The organism is Alloyangia pacifica, assembly GCF_003111685.1.
Classification (GTDB): Bacteria; Pseudomonadota; Alphaproteobacteria; order Rhodobacterales; family Rhodobacteraceae; genus Salipiger; species Salipiger pacificus_A.
This window is the reverse complement of record NZ_CP022189.1, coordinates 1,798,023-1,811,742: the sequence shown is the minus strand read 5'-3', so window position 1 is coordinate 1,811,742 and position 13,720 is coordinate 1,798,023. Positions and strand designations below refer to the sequence as shown.

Genomic DNA, 13,720 nt, shown 5'->3' with positions numbered 1-13,720 from the left:
GCCCCTCATCTGGTGCCGCGGCGCTCTTCGGAGATCAGCCGCTCCTGCCGCGCCATCCATTCCGCGACGATCATCGTCAGGTCGCGCAGCGCCTCGGCAGAGCTGGCCTGCTGACCAAGAAGCCGCGTCTCGAGTTGGCCGAGACGCGCGCCCATCCCCGGGTCCGCAGCCTCCGCCTGTCGGGGGGAGGCGGCTTCGAGTCGTTGAGCGGTCGCCTCGAAGCGGCGGATGAGCGTCTCGAGGCCCCCCAGATACTGGCCGAGAGCCTTGCGCTCGGCAGCGAGGCGCTTGTCGCTGCTGCCAAGGGCGCTGGCCAGACGATCGAAGCCGCGCCCGACCTCTCCGCGCAGCGGATCGAGGTCCGGCGCATGTCCCTCGTTCAGCCGGTCAAGCCCGCGCCGAATCTCCGCCAGCGTGTCTGGCAGGATGGCCGAGATCTGCTGGACATTGGCAGCGAGCGTGTCGATCCGCTCGGCCTGGTCTGGCGGCGGGCCGGCCGGGGCGCGCAGCTCGAGCGCCTCCTCCAGCCTCGTGAGCAGGGCCTGCTCCTTCCTGCGCGCTGCGGCGCTGCCGGTCACCTTGCGGCCCAGGCGTTCCAAGCCGCGCAGCAGGTCGGACTGCATGGTTTCGACGCGCGCAACCACTTCGGCGCGGTCCGAGCGGACATCTTCCAGCGCCTTGGCCAACCGCTCGAAGCCCGCCTGCAACCGGAGGGGCATGGCGTCGGGAGACACTTCGGGGTCGGGGCTCGCCAGTTGCTGGGTCAATTCCATCAGCACCAGTTCCATGTCGTCGAACCGCCGGTTGAGTTCTGCCTCTGTGCCCTGGATCAGGCCCGCGACGTCGGGAAACGCGATGGCGCTGCCGGCCTCGGGCCTGTCGTCCGGCTCCGGCAGGGTCGGCTCGTCGTTGCAGGTCACGTCGGCCCTCCGATGACCGCGGCGACCGGCAGGTCCTGAAGGACATCAAAAAAGGGAATGAACTCGCCGGTGTCGGTCTTGCGCAGCATTTTGTCGGCGGCGGTTCCGGCCCGGCAGCACTGCGCCACTTCGAGAAGTCCTTCCGCCACCGCGCCGACCAGGTTCGGACCGATGCGGAAGAGCAGCACGCAGGCCTTGCCCTCTTCGAAGAAGTCGAATTCACCGAAGACATGCGCCACGGAAAATATCGGGATCACCTGGCTGCGGTGGTGGAGGCAGCCCATGTAGGCGTCGTGCCGGACCTCGGCGTAGAGCAGCTCTTCGGGCAGGTGCAGGATCTCGACGATGTCGGTCAGTCGGCATCCCATCCGGCGCTGCGCCGCGTGGTAGATGAGGCACGGATCCGCACCCTGCGCACCGTGGTCCATGGCGGGATCGGCGCCGGTACCGGCGCTGGCGGCGATCGTCGTGCCCGCGAGTTGCACCACCACCTCCTCCGAGAGCAGGGCCGCGCTGTCGATGACCATGAAGTGCGTGCCGTCGCCGTGCATGTAGACCCCGGTGAAGAGGTCACTGCGCTGCGATATCGCCGGCGGCAGCGCGAGAAGCGCGTCGCGCGGCACATGCGTGATGTCGAAGAAGCGATCGATCTCGACGCAGATCAGCCCGCCCCCAGGGACCCGCATCGCGACCGAGGCCGACCTTTCGGGGCGGGAGAAGTTGCCTCCGAACCCCAAGAGATGCAGGCTGTCGAGGATCGGGATTTCTCGGCCATGGTGTTCGATCACGCCATCGCAGGGCGCATGGGCCATGGGGCTCGGCAACAGGGGGTGCATGGGAATGGTGGCCTGGATCTCGGCCACGGGAAAGGCAATGCCTTGGCCGGCGTAGCTGCAGAGCAGAACGGCCAGGGTATCCCGCGCCGGGCCCGCCGCGGCTGCGGCGCCCCTGTCGCGCGGCAAGGCGTAGGGGAGCTCGGGCAGGTCGAAGAGCCGCTGCGGATCGAGAAGCCCAACCACCACGCCGTCCCGCACGAAGCTGCGCGCGCCGGCCAAGAGATCGCTGTGCCCGGAAATTCCCATGCGGGTGATCCGCTCGGGCTCGAGTGCGGTCATGCCCTCGAGGCTGTCGACCACGAGCCCGACCAGCCGCTCGGTCCCGGGGCTGATGAGAATGACCACAACGCGTTCCTGCGGCGATAGGGTCGACGGGAGGCCGAGGAGCATCCCGAGATCGACCAGCGGGATCGTGTCGCGGCGCAGCACCATCGCCCCCAGCAGCCCCGGAAGGGGCGCCGCCAGCGTGCTGAGGGTCGTGGGGAAGGGCACTGCCTCGCGGACACTGTGGGCCGGAATGGCCAGGCGGCAGCCGCCCACGTCGATGAGCCCGAAGATCTCGCTCGGCTGACGCCTGGACGGTCCGTCCGTCGCGGCGCGCGGGTCCACCTTGGCCGGCTCGGCCGCCGCCCCTGGTTGCGGCGCTGGCTCGGCTTCGGACGGACCGGGACGCGGTGGGGCAGGAGCCTCCGGACTCTCGGCCCGGGATGAAAGCGGCAGCCCCGGTCCCTCGGGGAGCGCGGTCTCGCAGCGTTCGGCCCCCGGCCTTTCAGTCTCCTCGCCGTGGGTCACCGGGGCTTCGGCGGAGCCGTCCTCTTCGGGCAGGCGGTCCAATTCGGCCTGCGCCATCGCGACCACGGCCGACGCCGCGTCCGAGGCGGGGCCGGTGGACGGCGGCTCGGGCGACCGCTGCTCCGCCGGGGTCGCACGGGGCTCGTGCTCTGAAGGCGTATGTTGAGCGGCTGCGCCGACGTCGCGGGTCGCGCGGCCTTCGGCGGCATCGACCGTCGCAGGCGCAGCGGGCGCAGACACATCGTCCAGAGCCGTGATCACCTGCTCATTCGCGTGTGCAGAAGCCAAAAGCCAGTCTCCCGTCGTAGGTGAGTCCGATCCTAGATAGGGAGGGCTAACAGGGGGTTAAGTGCCGTCAGATCGTGCGCCCCAGCGCGCCGAGGTCGAGCGAGAGATCCTCGGGCGAGAGGCCGAACTGCGCCGCCAGACGGTGCAGCGCTTCTTCCGCGCGCATCAAGGTTGTTCCAAGCCGCTCTTCCTGCTCGGGCGTCAGGCTGCCCGCCTCCATCCGGCGGACCGCCTGCAGCTCCATCAATTGGCGCAGGAAGGCCATCAGTCCGAGGACAAGCCGCGCCAGGTCCTGCTCCACCCGCTCGGGGTCGATGCGGAGCCTTGTCATGTCGGGCAGCGCGTCGGCCAATGGGTCGTCGCGGGCATCATCGTGGGGGGCGGACGGGTCTGACATCACGCGGACTCCTTGGCGCTGGCTGCGTCGCCCGTCCGATCGGCCGCGTTGCAGAGCCGCGCGCCGTGAAGGAAGGCGGGCCAAGGTCCGCTCAGGCTGAGGCAAAGCTCGGACGGGCAGGCGGCGGCAAGACTCCGGGCCTGCGCCCTCATCTCGCCACCGGGCAGCAGCAAGGCCGACTCGGCCCGCGCCGCGCCCCTGTCCCCGCGCAGAACCAGCGCCCGCGGCGCCAGAGCCGCAAGTTGGGTGCCGAGCCGGTGCTGCGCCTCGATCCTCTCCAGCCGCGCCCGCAGGTAGGCGCGGCCATCGACGGGTGCGGCGGTCTGGCGCTCGGGCTGCGACAGGGTGAGGATCATCTCTGACTGCCCCCGGAGACGCTCCAGCACCTCGAGCAACAGGCTGCTGCGCGCCGCGGCCCAGGACCGGGCGACCTCGGGTTCGGGTGCGGACCTCACCGCGAACGGCAGGAAGGCGGGCAGCGCGCGATGCGCCGACAGGCACAGCCCGAGCCTGGCCTGCGCCGGCCCATCGGCGGTCAGCAACGCCAGCGGGCCGGCGCGCAGATGCGGCCGCGCGCCGCTCTCTTCGACCGGGCAGAGGCCCAGCACCCTCATCCGCTGCTCCGGGACAGACGCTCCGGTGTCGTCAAGACGGCCTTGAGCCCGAGATAGAGCAGATCGACATCGGCCACCGTCAGCCAGAGCTCGCCCTCGATGACGCAGCCCCGGTCGAGCACCCGGTCGACGAGGTCGACCAGCGCCGGGGTGTCGCTGCGGGCGGCGGCGGCGGGGGAAATGAGAAACGGATCAGACATCGGTGGGCGTCTCCATGCTGACGTGGGCAAAGCTGTAGGGCGGGAAAGGGCCGGCGAGGCGCGCGACCAGGCCGTGTTCGGCGCCCCAGCCAGGCAGAGGCCGGCGAAGATGCGCGGCCTTCGCGGAGGTCATCAGCAGCGATAGCTCCGAGAGGCGAGGCGCCCGGGCCGGGCGTGGCTCGGCTTCGGCGGCGAGCTCGACCGCGCGTTGGCCGAGCGTGCGCAGCGCCAGGCCCCGCGCCCCGGATGCCTCGAGCCTTGCGTCTCGCCGCAGTTTGCGGCGCCACAGGAACTCCCGCCCGGTCTTCGGAGAGGGCGCGGCATCGACCGCCTGGGCCGCCTCCCCGGGCTCGACCGTCAGCGCGTATTCCGCGTGGCCGCGCAGCGCCTCGAGCCGGGCTGCGCATTCGTCGAGACGCTCGGTCAGCGCCGCCTGCAGGGCGCGCAGACCGGAAAACCAGGTTCCGAAGCGCACGGGCATCACGGGGCCCTGGACGAGGTAGCACGAGAGCAGCCGGTCATGCGCCAGCAAGCTGTCGAGGGCGGATTGCTCCGTCGGTGCGAGGGCGCCCTCGGTCACTATCGCGGTCACCGGGCCAAGCGGAAGCTGCCGGTGCGGCGGTGCGGCAGGGGCGGGCGCGGGGCCGCTCGGGCTGATCAGCCCATGCAGCTGGAGCACCCTCATCGGCCTGTCCCGTGGTGTCGTGGCGCGGCGCTCGGCCCCGGAAGGCTGCGTGGCCCGACCGGAGCGGCGCATCCCTCGCGCCTGACGGCGAGGATCGGCACGTCGTCCACCGGCCCCGAGGGCAGGGTGAGCGCACAGACCCGGGCCAGAAGTCGGCTGTGCTCGGTGCTGCAGCCTTGCATGAGCGCCTGCCTGCGGCGCTCGGGGAGCAGGGGGGCCAATGCGGCGAGCGCCGCGCCGGTTGGTGGTGCGGGAAGGGCCAGGCCAAGCGCGGCTGCCGCGGCGCACACATCCGTACCGGAGACCCGATGCAGCGACGCGAGCGCGAAGGACACCGCGGGGCTCGGCCCGACGAGCCGCAGGCGCAGCCGGTCCGGGCAGCGCGCGTCGATCTCTGCCAGCAACGTGTCGAGCCGGTCTGCGTCGCTGCTGTCGATGAGCAGGATTCGATTGACCAGCGTATCGCCGCCGCCGAGCGGCAGCTCGATGCTGTCGCGCGCCAGGTGCGACAGCCGCTCTTCCATGCAAGATTTCAGCGCGGCCCACGCCGGCGCCGGTGGGCGCGGCGCAGGACCGTCCCAGGCGGCGGTCAGCTGGAACTGGATCCGGCCGGCAAGCCGGTCGCACCACTCGGCCAGTTCCGCCTGGGAGGGAGACAGGTCGCCGGGCGTGAGCCGGGTTCCGGCCTGAATCGCGAGGACCGGGCCCAGGGGCAGAAGGGACTCGATCTGCGCCTGGCGGTGTCCGGCGCGCTGCAGGACCGCGCGGCGTCCCTTGCCGAAGGTCACCCCGCGACCCGGCATGTCAGGCGCGCGCACGAGCAGGAGCGCGCCGCAGGGCTCGGTCGAGAGACCCGCCGGCAGCGGCATCGGCGCGTCACGCCGCAAGATGGCGAGCGGCGCCATCATGGTGCGCCCCGCCGCGCGGCTTCGGCCAGGCGCGCCATCAGCACCTCTTCTTCTGCGTCGTAACTTGCTTCGTCGAGATCGCCGCGATCGACCGCGCGGGCCAGCGCCTCGATCTCGCGCCGGATGCGGACCGGGTCGTAGAATTCGGCCTCTGCCGCCTGCGCGAGTTGCGCGGTGACCCAAAGTGCGCCCGAGAAAGGCGCGGTCACCGGGACGCAGAGAAGCTTGCGCAAGAGACCCATCAGACGACCTCGGGGTCCGGCTCCGCCGCCAGGGAGAAGGAGACGAAGTTGAAGGGCGGCGTGGGATGAACGAGGCGCAGGTGCGGGGGCGCGCCGGCGAAATCACAGGCCGAGGCGGCCTGGTCCGCGGCCTGGGAAAAGGCCTCGACCGCCGTTTCAGGCAAGAGGAAGGCCGCACGCAGCACCTGCACATCGTCCTCGGGAGGATGGAGCACATGAGCGCGGGCGAGGGGCGCGAGGCGCCGGAGCAAAGCGTGCTGGCAGACGGTGCGCCGCGCCTCCAGCGCCTCGGCGACCCGGCGCCCGAGCTCTATCTGGGCGAGGCGCCCGCCCCCGCCGCGCGCGAGCAGCGCGTCACGCTGCCGGGCAAGGCCCGGCGCGGCCGCGAGCGTTGCCTGCAGCGCGGCGGTGCGGTCGAACTCGACCCGCAGACCGACCTCAGCATGGCCCTCGATCCGAGTGAAGTTCCGGGTGATCTGCGCCTTTGCCGCGCGCAGCATCCCGCTGAGGTGCGCGGTGTCGCGCACCACATGGCCGAAGCGGAACGGCAGCACCGGGCCGTGAGACATCAGCACCTCGAGCACGCGGGCATGCGCCATGAGATAGCGCCGGCGTTGCGGCACCGGCTGCCCGTCGTGTGGCGTCATTGCGAGCACCGCACCGTCCATCGCCAGGGCCTGCACCGGGCCGAAAGCGCCGTCGATCGGATGGCGGGCCAGCCGGGCGCCGAGCGTGTCGCAGCGCAGCAACCCGTAGAGGTAGGCCGCAGTCATGCCGAGGTCCCCCCGCGCGCGGCTTCCAACGTCAGCCAGCCCCCTTGAAAGCGCATCCGGAGCGCGCCTTCCCGCAGGTCTTGGGGAAGCGAGCAGCGGAGCTGGTGCCCAGGCGAGGTCAGGGTCAGGCGGCCCCGATGGACCTCGATGCGGAGTTCGTGCAGGGGGACGCCAGGAAGATGCGCCTCGAGCGTCCAGGCGGTGGCGTCTTGCACGATGCGGTGCTCCGGCACGCTGCGGTCTCGGTGCGAGGAGGCTGCCAGGAAATCGGCGAGGGTGCCGAGACGGACGTTGCGCGAAACCTCGGCAATGGCGGTTTCGGAACGCGGAGGCAGGCTCTCACCGATCCTCTGCAAACTCTCTGCAAACGCGCCGATCAGCCCGCGCAGACGCAGGTTGAGCGCCTCGATCCGCGCGGCTGACTCGGAGGCCCCGTCCGAGGGCGGCTCCTGCCCGGTATCGTCCGCCGGACCCGTTCCGAGGTTTCGGGGACTCATGCGCGCGCTCCGGGTATCGGCAGCTGCTCCAGCCGGGATTCGAGGGCGCTCACCCGCTCAAGCAGGGCCGCGTTCTCCTGCTCCAGGCGGCGTGCCTCCGCCGAAAGGTGGGGGTCGCTTTCCCACCAGTTGATGCCCAGTTCCTTGGCCTTGTCGACGGTGGCGACCAGCAGCCTGAGCCGGATCGAGAGCAGCTCGATGCCGACCAGCGAGACCGAGACATCGCCGGCGATGACGATGCCCTTGTCGAGAATGCGCTCGAGGATGTCAGCAAGCCCGTCCGGCTGCATGGACTGCCCGTGATGGCTGCTATGGGTCATTCTTCGCGATCCTCTCGATGGTAGCGGCGCAGACGGCGAAAGCCGGTCAACTCGCCGGTGGGGTCAAGCGCGAGTTCGTAGGCAGCCAGGAGGTCGTTGTCGCCCATGCGGGCGGGTGCCTCGAGCACCTCGGCGACGATGCGCCATCCGCCGGGGTCCCGCTCGGAACTCGCGATGCCCTCGACCGGCAGCGGGGTGATGTCCTGCAGCGCGGCGCGCGCCCTGTCCATCGCCTGCTGCAGGGAGATCGGGCGGCCCGGATCACTTGTTTGCGCGGCCGGGGCCGTTGCCGGGGCCGGGGGGGCGGGTCTCTTGCGGGCGGTCACGGCCAGGGATCCTCCTCCGGCGTGGCCAGCCGGGCCAGCAGCCGCTGCGCCCGAAGCGCGTGGGCGCGAAGTTCGGCCGCGGAAAGACCGGCGCGGCGTTTCATAGCCTCGAGCTCCCGGCGGAGGCGATCGCGCTTGAACTCCACCTTCACCAGTTCCACCGCGGCTTCGGTTCGGGTGCGGGGTGGGCGGCGCAGAGCGGAGTTGGGGCGCCGCGGAGGGCATGCGGGCGGGCGTCTCATGAAGCCACCTGCATGGGGGTGTCGGAGGCGGGCGCGTCGCCGGCGCGCAGCCCGTCCAGCGCGGTCTTCAGGGCGGCTTCGAAGCCATCGGCCGAACCCGATCCACGCACTGAGCGGCTGCGCAGAACATCGACGCAGATCTGCACGAAACGGCTGTCTCGCGCGTCGACTTCGACCTTCTGGGCGGCGAGGAGGCGCCCGAGCAGCAGCGCCGTGCGCAGCGAGGCGGGGGTGCCGGGCAAAATCCGGCGCAGGGATCGCACAAGCGTGACCAGCTGCGCCGCCTTGGCCCTGTCGAGCCCGGTGCGCGCCGCGACGATGCCGCTTTCGGTCTCGGCAGGCATGCTGTCGAGATCGAAGGTCACCACCCGGTCGATCAGCGCGTCCGGCGGATGCTCGACCCCGACATATTCGTGCGGATTGGACGTCAGCAGCATGCGGAAGTCGGGATGCGCCTCGAGGCGCTGCCGCCCCGCGCGGGCGTCGTGGAACACAAGGACACGCTCCTCGAGCACCGGCAGAAGCACGGCATTGGCCGTCGGCGGGGCACGGGTGAACTCGTCGTAGACCAGCGTGTGCCCCAGGCGCATGGCGTCGGCCAGGATCGCGTCTTGCCAGTCCGTCCGCTCCTGGGTCTCGGTACGCCGGACGCGGCTGACGTAGGCATCCACGGTCTGGCGCGAGATGCGACCGATCTCGCGGCCGACGAGATCCTCTCGCGTCAGCCAGCGATCGCCGGTGAGAAAGGAGACAGGTCGCCCGAGACGGCCGGCGATGCGCAGCGCCAGGGTGGTCTTTCCCATGCCGGCAGGGCCGCGCAGGTGCACCGGGACATCCGCGGCAAGATAGGCCATGGCGCGGCTCTGCAGCGAGACGATCTCGTCATCTTCGAACAGCGGGCGTTCTTGCATGGGCAGCCGGAAATCTGCGGGGCACTCGGGCTGGGCCATGGCGAACTCCTTTCCTCGACATCGAACGCGGGACGGTCTCTGGTCTTGTCTTAGCGCGATGGTGGTGAATCCGGTCTTAATCGCGGGCGGAGTTTTTTGCGGGATGGCGCACTCAAGACTGCCAGTCGGCCAGCTTTCCCATGGAATCTCGCGGCAGTTGCGGACCGAATGTGTAGCTAAGCGGGCGTGCGGCCGGCGCGTGGCGCGCCGCCATCTCCGCGCGCAACCGCTCCTCCAGCGCGGCGGCATCGGCTCCGGCGCAGGGCACGATGTAGCATTTGAGTCGATCGCCGTCCTGCCGGACGCAGGCATGGGCGACCTCGGGCTGCGCCTCCAACGCCGCGACCACGGCGTTCAACGAGACAGTGTGACCGGCAATCTGCACGCTCCGGTCGTGGCGGCCGTGAACGGTGAAGGCCCGTCCGTCCTCCGACCAGCGGAGGTGATCCTGCAGGGCGATGGCGGCGCCCCGGCGCCGTGGCGGATTGCCCGGTTCGAGATAGGGCATGAGGCGGAAGCGCGCATCGGTGTCGGCGCGGTGCCCGACGCCCCCCGTCTCGGAGGCGCCGAAGACCTCGGTCAGCGCGCCCAGACCCGCCCGGGCGACCGCCGTCCAGAGCTCCGGCGGGGCCGGGGCGGTGGAGCTCAGCGCATGGGCCGCGACGGGCTTGCCAGAAAGCAGCGTCAACACCCGGCCGAAGATGTGCGGCGTGCCGACGATCAGATCGCCCGCCCGCAGCTCCCGGGACAGCGCGCCAGGCCCCCTGCTGGCGAGATCGAGCACCGGCACCCCCAGCCGCGCGGGCAGGAGCACGGTGAACAGAAAGCCGAAGATGTGATGCGGCGGCACCAGCGCGACAACCCGACCGGGCCTTTCGACAAGGCTGCGTGCCGCATGTGCCTCGACTTCCTCGACCAGGAACCCCAGAGGGTGCTGCACGACCTTGGGCGTGCCAGTGCTGCCGGAACTGTGGAAGGCCAGGGACAGATCTGGCGCCGCGCCCTGAAAATGCGACTCGAGAAGCTGCGCCCAGGTTCCCAGCTCGGGATGCAGCAGCATGTAATCCTCGACCCCCGAGCGATGCAGCGCGAACCTTGCGGTCATTGCCGACACGAGATCGATCCTCGAGAGGCTGTCGAAGCCGAGACCGTCTTCGTCGATCCGCGTCTCATCCGTCCAGAGCGCCGCCGGCATGCGCCGTGCGCGCGACGGGTCTAGCCGCTGAAGCTCCTCGAAGATTACGGACTTGCACAAGCGCAGGGCATCGTTGCGGCGGATCATGGCGCCCTCCGGCGAGGCCCCCCGGCCTCAGGTCTCATCCAGATCGTGCAGGAACTCGCCCACGAGGCTTGCGAAATGCGCGCGGGTCTCGGCGATCTCGGCCCGCAGCTGGAAGGCCGTGGCGGCCAACTCGGCTGCGGTCGCATCGGACGGGGGCATGTGCCGACCCACGGGGACATCCTGCGCAGCGTCATAGCTTTCGAGCGCAGACATGGCGGCGTCGAGATCGGAAAAGTGCCAGGCCCGGCAATAGTCGGTCTCGTCCTCTGACACGTGGAACCGCTTAATGCTCACCACGAAGCCAGAGTCGCTGCGGAAGATGTTGAACTCGTACCACCAGGGCAGCTCAGGATTGAAGCTCATCGCCATGCCCAGCTCCACGCCGGTGAACTCGAGCGGGCGAGCCCCGACCCGCCGCAGGCAATAGGTCAATGCGTCGGCGGGGTGGGTGTCGGACGGGGCGTCGTGGAGGGGCAGGACATGGTCGTTCGGCTGTCGGTCTGTCATGTAGGGCATCGCTACTCCTCTTGCCGGGTGGGTCCGGCTGCTCGGGCTCGAGTGACAGGGTCGGGACCGGAGTCCCATGGGCGGGTCCGGGGTCGCGCGTCTTCCGGCCCGCGCGGACCGGCGGGCAGTGTGGCGCATCCGTCGGGGCGGGCCGTCCCAAGAAGGGCTCGAAGATCAGACTGATTGGTGATCCAGGCGGCGCGGAAGGCCGGGCGCCTGGTGTCGTCCTGCGGCTCTCTGATGTGGGCGACGAGGCGGTCCTCGGGATCGAGGTAGAGCGCCAAGTGCCCGCGCTCCTGCGGACCGACGGAACACCCAACCGGGGTCGCCTCGCGCCTCTCCTCGCCGCGGCCGGCCGAAACAGGCCCTGACTCGAGAGGGAGCACGAGCACGGGCACTGCCTCGACACACAGCGGTCGCAGGCCATCCCTGCGCAACCTGATCGGCCGGGGAGGCGGCCGGGTTCCCGCCCTCGCGGGCGCATCGCCGCCGGCGGTGACGATCGCGGAGGGGCTGGCGCCCTGGACAAGCCGGGCGGGTGCGGCGGCCGGCAGAGCAAGCGGCGGCGCCGCCTCGGCCCTCGCGCGAAGCTGCCGCAGCTCCGGCTTGATCCGGATCAGGAATTTCTGTTCGGCCACCATGCTCGCCCCCGTGCTCAGACCCTTTTGACGAAGAGCCAGCAGGACTGTCCGTCCGGCTGCGACTTCATGTGGATCTTCACGTTCACGTCCGTGCCCTTGTAGGCGAACTTATAGTCGAACATGACGTTCACCTGGCCGCTGCGATGGAATTTGATGAACTCCCCGTGGAACCGCTTGCCCTTGGCGCAGGGGGCGATCTGGTTGAAGAAATCCATCCCGATCACCTCGGCGGGAACCCGGTTGGAGATCAGGCCTTCGGACTTGTTGTACTTGATGATCTTGCCCATGCGATCAAGCAGGACGGCGCCGAAGGGAAGGTATTCGGCCCGCTGGGGCTCGCGGCTCAGGATGTTGTCGATGTCCTGGCTGCCAAAGGGAATGATTTCCATGTATCGATCCTCGCTCGTTCACGCCGCTCCGTCGGAGCTCTTGTCCACGCCGTCCTCGTCGTCGAGAAAGCTGTCGTTGCGGGTCAGGGACATGTCATGCAGCCGGCGCATCGTGTGACCGTCGAACTCGGTCAGCTTCTCGCGCCCCTCCTGGTCCGCCCAGCGATAATCCATCGTGCCCATGGTCACGACGCATTGCGGAAGCACCTCGTAGCGGAACTTCATGTCGACTTTATGCGCGTCTATATCGATCTCGCTCGCCTCGCCGAATTCCACCAGGGCAGTCAATTCCTCCATCCGGCTGTCGGCTTCGAGTTTCGTGTTGTCACGAATGATCTCGGCTGCGGCGGCGAGAACCCACTCGGGATAATTTCCGCGGACGACAAGGCCGAACTGATCTGAGTGGAATTCGAAGCGACCTCCGCTTTCCTTCAGGTATCCAATCGTTTCCATACTCGGAACGCTCCTTTCAGCCGCTTAGAAGACTGCTCTATCGTGAACTTTTCCGTGGCTTCGGAGTAAGCGACGCGTACAGGATCTCCAAACGAACAATCCTTAAGTGGTTTCCCTTCCATTGCTAGAATCGCCTCAGTTTTTTTCTTCACTTTCGGTTAGCGTATTTCCCTCAGGCTCGCCCCGGGATGTCATTGAAAGGAGGTGACGCGGAATGACCTCGGCCAAGGCCCTGACCGCGCCCGAGGTGTGCCCCGACCCTGCCAGGCTGCCCGATGCTGGTGATCCGCGGCGCGTGATCCTGCCTCGGGCCGGTCGCAAGCCGCTGAATTTCATGGGGCGCAAAGCCAGCCGCACGGTCTGGTGCACCGGAGCAGGGGCAGGGGCAGGGGCTCCGCCGGACGAACTGGCGCTCTGGGCGCGCACCGATGGGCGGCTGGCGATATCGCTGCGGCTTGATGGGAAAGACGACGCGGCCGTTGTTGCCGATCTCGGCGCGGCCCTCGACTGGATTGAGGCGGCGTGCCGGCCGCAACGCCGCGATGCAGCTCATCCCCAAGATGCCCGGGCGCTGCTCGAGCAGCTTGAAACCTGGCTGTGCGAGGCGCGTCGGGCCGAGCGGTTGCGCCGCCTTGCCGGTTTGGCGCTGCCGCAGTGGATCGGCCTTCGAGATGGGACGGGGCGAAAGGAGCGCGCATGAGCGATCACGAAACCTACGCGGACTGGGTGCGCTCCGTCCGTGCCGAAGCAAGGCGCAGTCTGCGGTCGCTGCGCCAAGACCGGCTCGCGCGGCGCAGTTCTCCAGGGCGCGCTGCAGTGGCCCGGTCGCCGCAGGGAGCCCTTGCAGAGGAGCTTCCGATTTTGGTCTCCCGTCAGACGGCTGACATGGTGCGCTCAGAGGTGGGCGACCCGCTGTCCGCTGACGCGTCGCAGGCGCCTAAGGCCGCCGATGTGACAGGGGATGGGGCAGGGGCCGAGCCCATGCAGCCCCAGGGCGAGACCAGTGAGGCGCGACCGACCGGGGGAGACGCGGATCCGCAGCAACTTCCCGGCGATGCGGAGTCGGCGGGGGAACAGGCTGATCACGAAGCCCCGCAAGCCCCGGCCATGGCGCCGACGTCGCCAGAGGCTCCCTGCGCGGATGTGTCCAGCGAGACAGCCGAAGCGCCGGACAGCACGCTGTGCTGGACGGAGGCGGAGCTGCGTGCCAGCTCATTGAATCGCCTCCCCGGCGCCGGGATCGGGCTCGTATGGCTGCTTCATGCGAATGGGATCGGCTCGCTTGAGCAGCTGACCACAGCCGACGCCGTCAGGCTGACGCAGGGATTGGGTCTGGTGGGGCAACTCGTCGACGTACAGGACTGGATCGATTTCGCGAAGAGCGAGCTCGGCGGGCTCGACAGCCAAACTCCGCTCGCGCCACTGTAACGCCCAATCGGATCGGGGGCGCCGCTGCGA

Annotated in this window: 20 protein-coding genes; 2 read left to right on the top strand and 18 right to left on the bottom strand. The window is 69.5% G+C overall.

Annotated features, from left to right (window positions below; translation table 11 throughout):
- Nucleotides 1-5: 5 nt before the first annotated feature.
- From CEW88_RS08680 to CEW88_RS08595, 18 genes are all read right to left on the bottom strand, one after another.
- Complete coding sequence (locus CEW88_RS08680) at nt 6-920, bottom strand: hypothetical protein (RefSeq protein ID WP_108965975.1); 915 nt, start codon at nt 918-920, stop codon at nt 6-8.
- Nucleotides 917-2,836 carry a chemotaxis protein CheW gene (locus CEW88_RS08675; RefSeq protein WP_159099583.1) on the bottom strand — a complete coding sequence of 640 codons (1,920 nt, stop codon included), beginning with the start codon at nt 2,834-2,836 and terminating at the stop codon, nt 917-919. Before CEW88_RS08675 ends, CEW88_RS08680 begins: the two co-directional genes overlap by 4 nt.
- A gap of 67 nt (nt 2,837-2,903) precedes the next feature.
- A complete protein-coding gene (locus CEW88_RS08670) occupies nt 2,904-3,233 on the bottom strand; it encodes a gas vesicle protein K (RefSeq protein WP_108965971.1) in 330 nt (109 codons plus the stop codon).
- A complete protein-coding gene (locus tag CEW88_RS08665) occupies nt 3,233-3,847 on the bottom strand; it encodes a hypothetical protein (RefSeq protein WP_108965969.1) in 615 nt (204 codons plus the stop codon). Before CEW88_RS08665 ends, CEW88_RS08670 begins: the two co-directional genes overlap by 1 nt.
- Nucleotides 3,844-4,047 carry a gas vesicle protein gene (locus tag CEW88_RS08660; protein WP_108965967.1) on the bottom strand — a complete coding sequence of 68 codons (204 nt, stop codon included), beginning with the start codon at nt 4,045-4,047 and terminating at the stop codon, nt 3,844-3,846. Before CEW88_RS08660 ends, CEW88_RS08665 begins: the two co-directional genes overlap by 4 nt.
- On the bottom strand, nt 4,040-4,732 hold the full coding sequence (locus tag CEW88_RS08655; RefSeq protein WP_159099582.1) for a GvpL/GvpF family gas vesicle protein: 693 nt from the start codon (nt 4,730-4,732) through the stop codon (nt 4,040-4,042). The genes CEW88_RS08660 and CEW88_RS08655 overlap by 8 nt, the downstream gene beginning before the upstream one ends.
- Nucleotides 4,729-5,640, bottom strand: a complete 912-nt coding sequence (locus CEW88_RS08650; protein WP_108965963.1) for a GvpL/GvpF family gas vesicle protein — start codon at nt 5,638-5,640, stop codon at nt 4,729-4,731. Before CEW88_RS08650 ends, CEW88_RS08655 begins: the two co-directional genes overlap by 4 nt.
- Nucleotides 5,637-5,882: a gas vesicle protein GvpG gene (locus tag CEW88_RS08645; protein ID WP_108965961.1), complete on the bottom strand. Its 246-nt coding sequence runs from the start codon at nt 5,880-5,882 to the stop codon at nt 5,637-5,639. Before CEW88_RS08645 ends, CEW88_RS08650 begins: the two co-directional genes overlap by 4 nt.
- Complete coding sequence (locus CEW88_RS08640; RefSeq protein WP_108965959.1) at nt 5,882-6,655, bottom strand: GvpL/GvpF family gas vesicle protein; 774 nt, start codon at nt 6,653-6,655, stop codon at nt 5,882-5,884. Before CEW88_RS08640 ends, CEW88_RS08645 begins: the two co-directional genes overlap by 1 nt.
- A complete protein-coding gene (locus CEW88_RS08635) occupies nt 6,652-7,152 on the bottom strand; it encodes an Hsp20/alpha crystallin family protein (RefSeq protein ID WP_108965957.1) in 501 nt (166 codons plus the stop codon). Before CEW88_RS08635 ends, CEW88_RS08640 begins: the two co-directional genes overlap by 4 nt.
- Nucleotides 7,149-7,472, bottom strand: coding sequence for a gas vesicle protein (gvpJ, locus tag CEW88_RS25285; protein WP_108965955.1), 324 nt, complete (start codon nt 7,470-7,472; stop codon nt 7,149-7,151). Before gvpJ ends, CEW88_RS08635 begins: the two co-directional genes overlap by 4 nt.
- On the bottom strand, nt 7,469-7,798 hold the full coding sequence (gene gvpO / locus CEW88_RS24480) for a gas vesicle protein GvpO (RefSeq protein WP_159099581.1): 330 nt from the start codon (nt 7,796-7,798) through the stop codon (nt 7,469-7,471). Before gvpO ends, gvpJ begins: the two co-directional genes overlap by 4 nt.
- Complete coding sequence (locus CEW88_RS24475; protein ID WP_159099580.1) at nt 7,795-8,040, bottom strand: hypothetical protein; 246 nt, start codon at nt 8,038-8,040, stop codon at nt 7,795-7,797. The genes gvpO and CEW88_RS24475 overlap by 4 nt, the downstream gene beginning before the upstream one ends.
- Nucleotides 8,037-8,990 (bottom strand): AAA family ATPase, encoded by a 954-nt coding sequence (locus CEW88_RS08620; RefSeq protein ID WP_108965950.1) that lies wholly within the window; start codon nt 8,988-8,990, stop codon nt 8,037-8,039. Before CEW88_RS08620 ends, CEW88_RS24475 begins: the two co-directional genes overlap by 4 nt.
- A gap of 112 nt (nt 8,991-9,102) precedes the next feature.
- The gene (pcl, locus tag CEW88_RS08615) at nt 9,103-10,272 is read right to left on the bottom strand and encodes a 4-coumarate--CoA ligase (RefSeq protein ID WP_108965948.1); all 1,170 of its coding nucleotides are present in this window, start codon (nt 10,270-10,272) and stop codon (nt 9,103-9,105) included.
- A 27-nt stretch (nt 10,273-10,299) separates the two neighbouring features.
- Nucleotides 10,300-10,788, bottom strand: a complete 489-nt coding sequence (locus CEW88_RS08610; RefSeq protein ID WP_108965946.1) for a hypothetical protein — start codon at nt 10,786-10,788, stop codon at nt 10,300-10,302.
- A 646-nt stretch (nt 10,789-11,434) separates the two neighbouring features.
- On the bottom strand, nt 11,435-11,809 hold the full coding sequence (gene pyp, locus CEW88_RS08600; protein WP_108965941.1) for a photoactive yellow protein: 375 nt from the start codon (nt 11,807-11,809) through the stop codon (nt 11,435-11,437).
- An 18-nt stretch (nt 11,810-11,827) separates the two neighbouring features.
- Complete coding sequence (locus CEW88_RS08595; RefSeq protein WP_108965939.1) at nt 11,828-12,262, bottom strand: hypothetical protein; 435 nt, start codon at nt 12,260-12,262, stop codon at nt 11,828-11,830.
- A 214-nt stretch (nt 12,263-12,476) separates the two neighbouring features.
- On the opposite strand from CEW88_RS08595, the gene CEW88_RS08590 reads away from it, so the two are divergent.
- Complete coding sequence (locus CEW88_RS08590; protein ID WP_108965937.1) at nt 12,477-12,962, top strand: hypothetical protein; 486 nt, start codon at nt 12,477-12,479, stop codon at nt 12,960-12,962.
- Complete coding sequence (locus tag CEW88_RS24870) at nt 12,959-13,690, top strand: hypothetical protein (RefSeq protein WP_254694372.1); 732 nt, start codon at nt 12,959-12,961, stop codon at nt 13,688-13,690. Before CEW88_RS08590 ends, CEW88_RS24870 begins: the two co-directional genes overlap by 4 nt.
- Nucleotides 13,691-13,720: the final 30 nt, after the last annotated feature.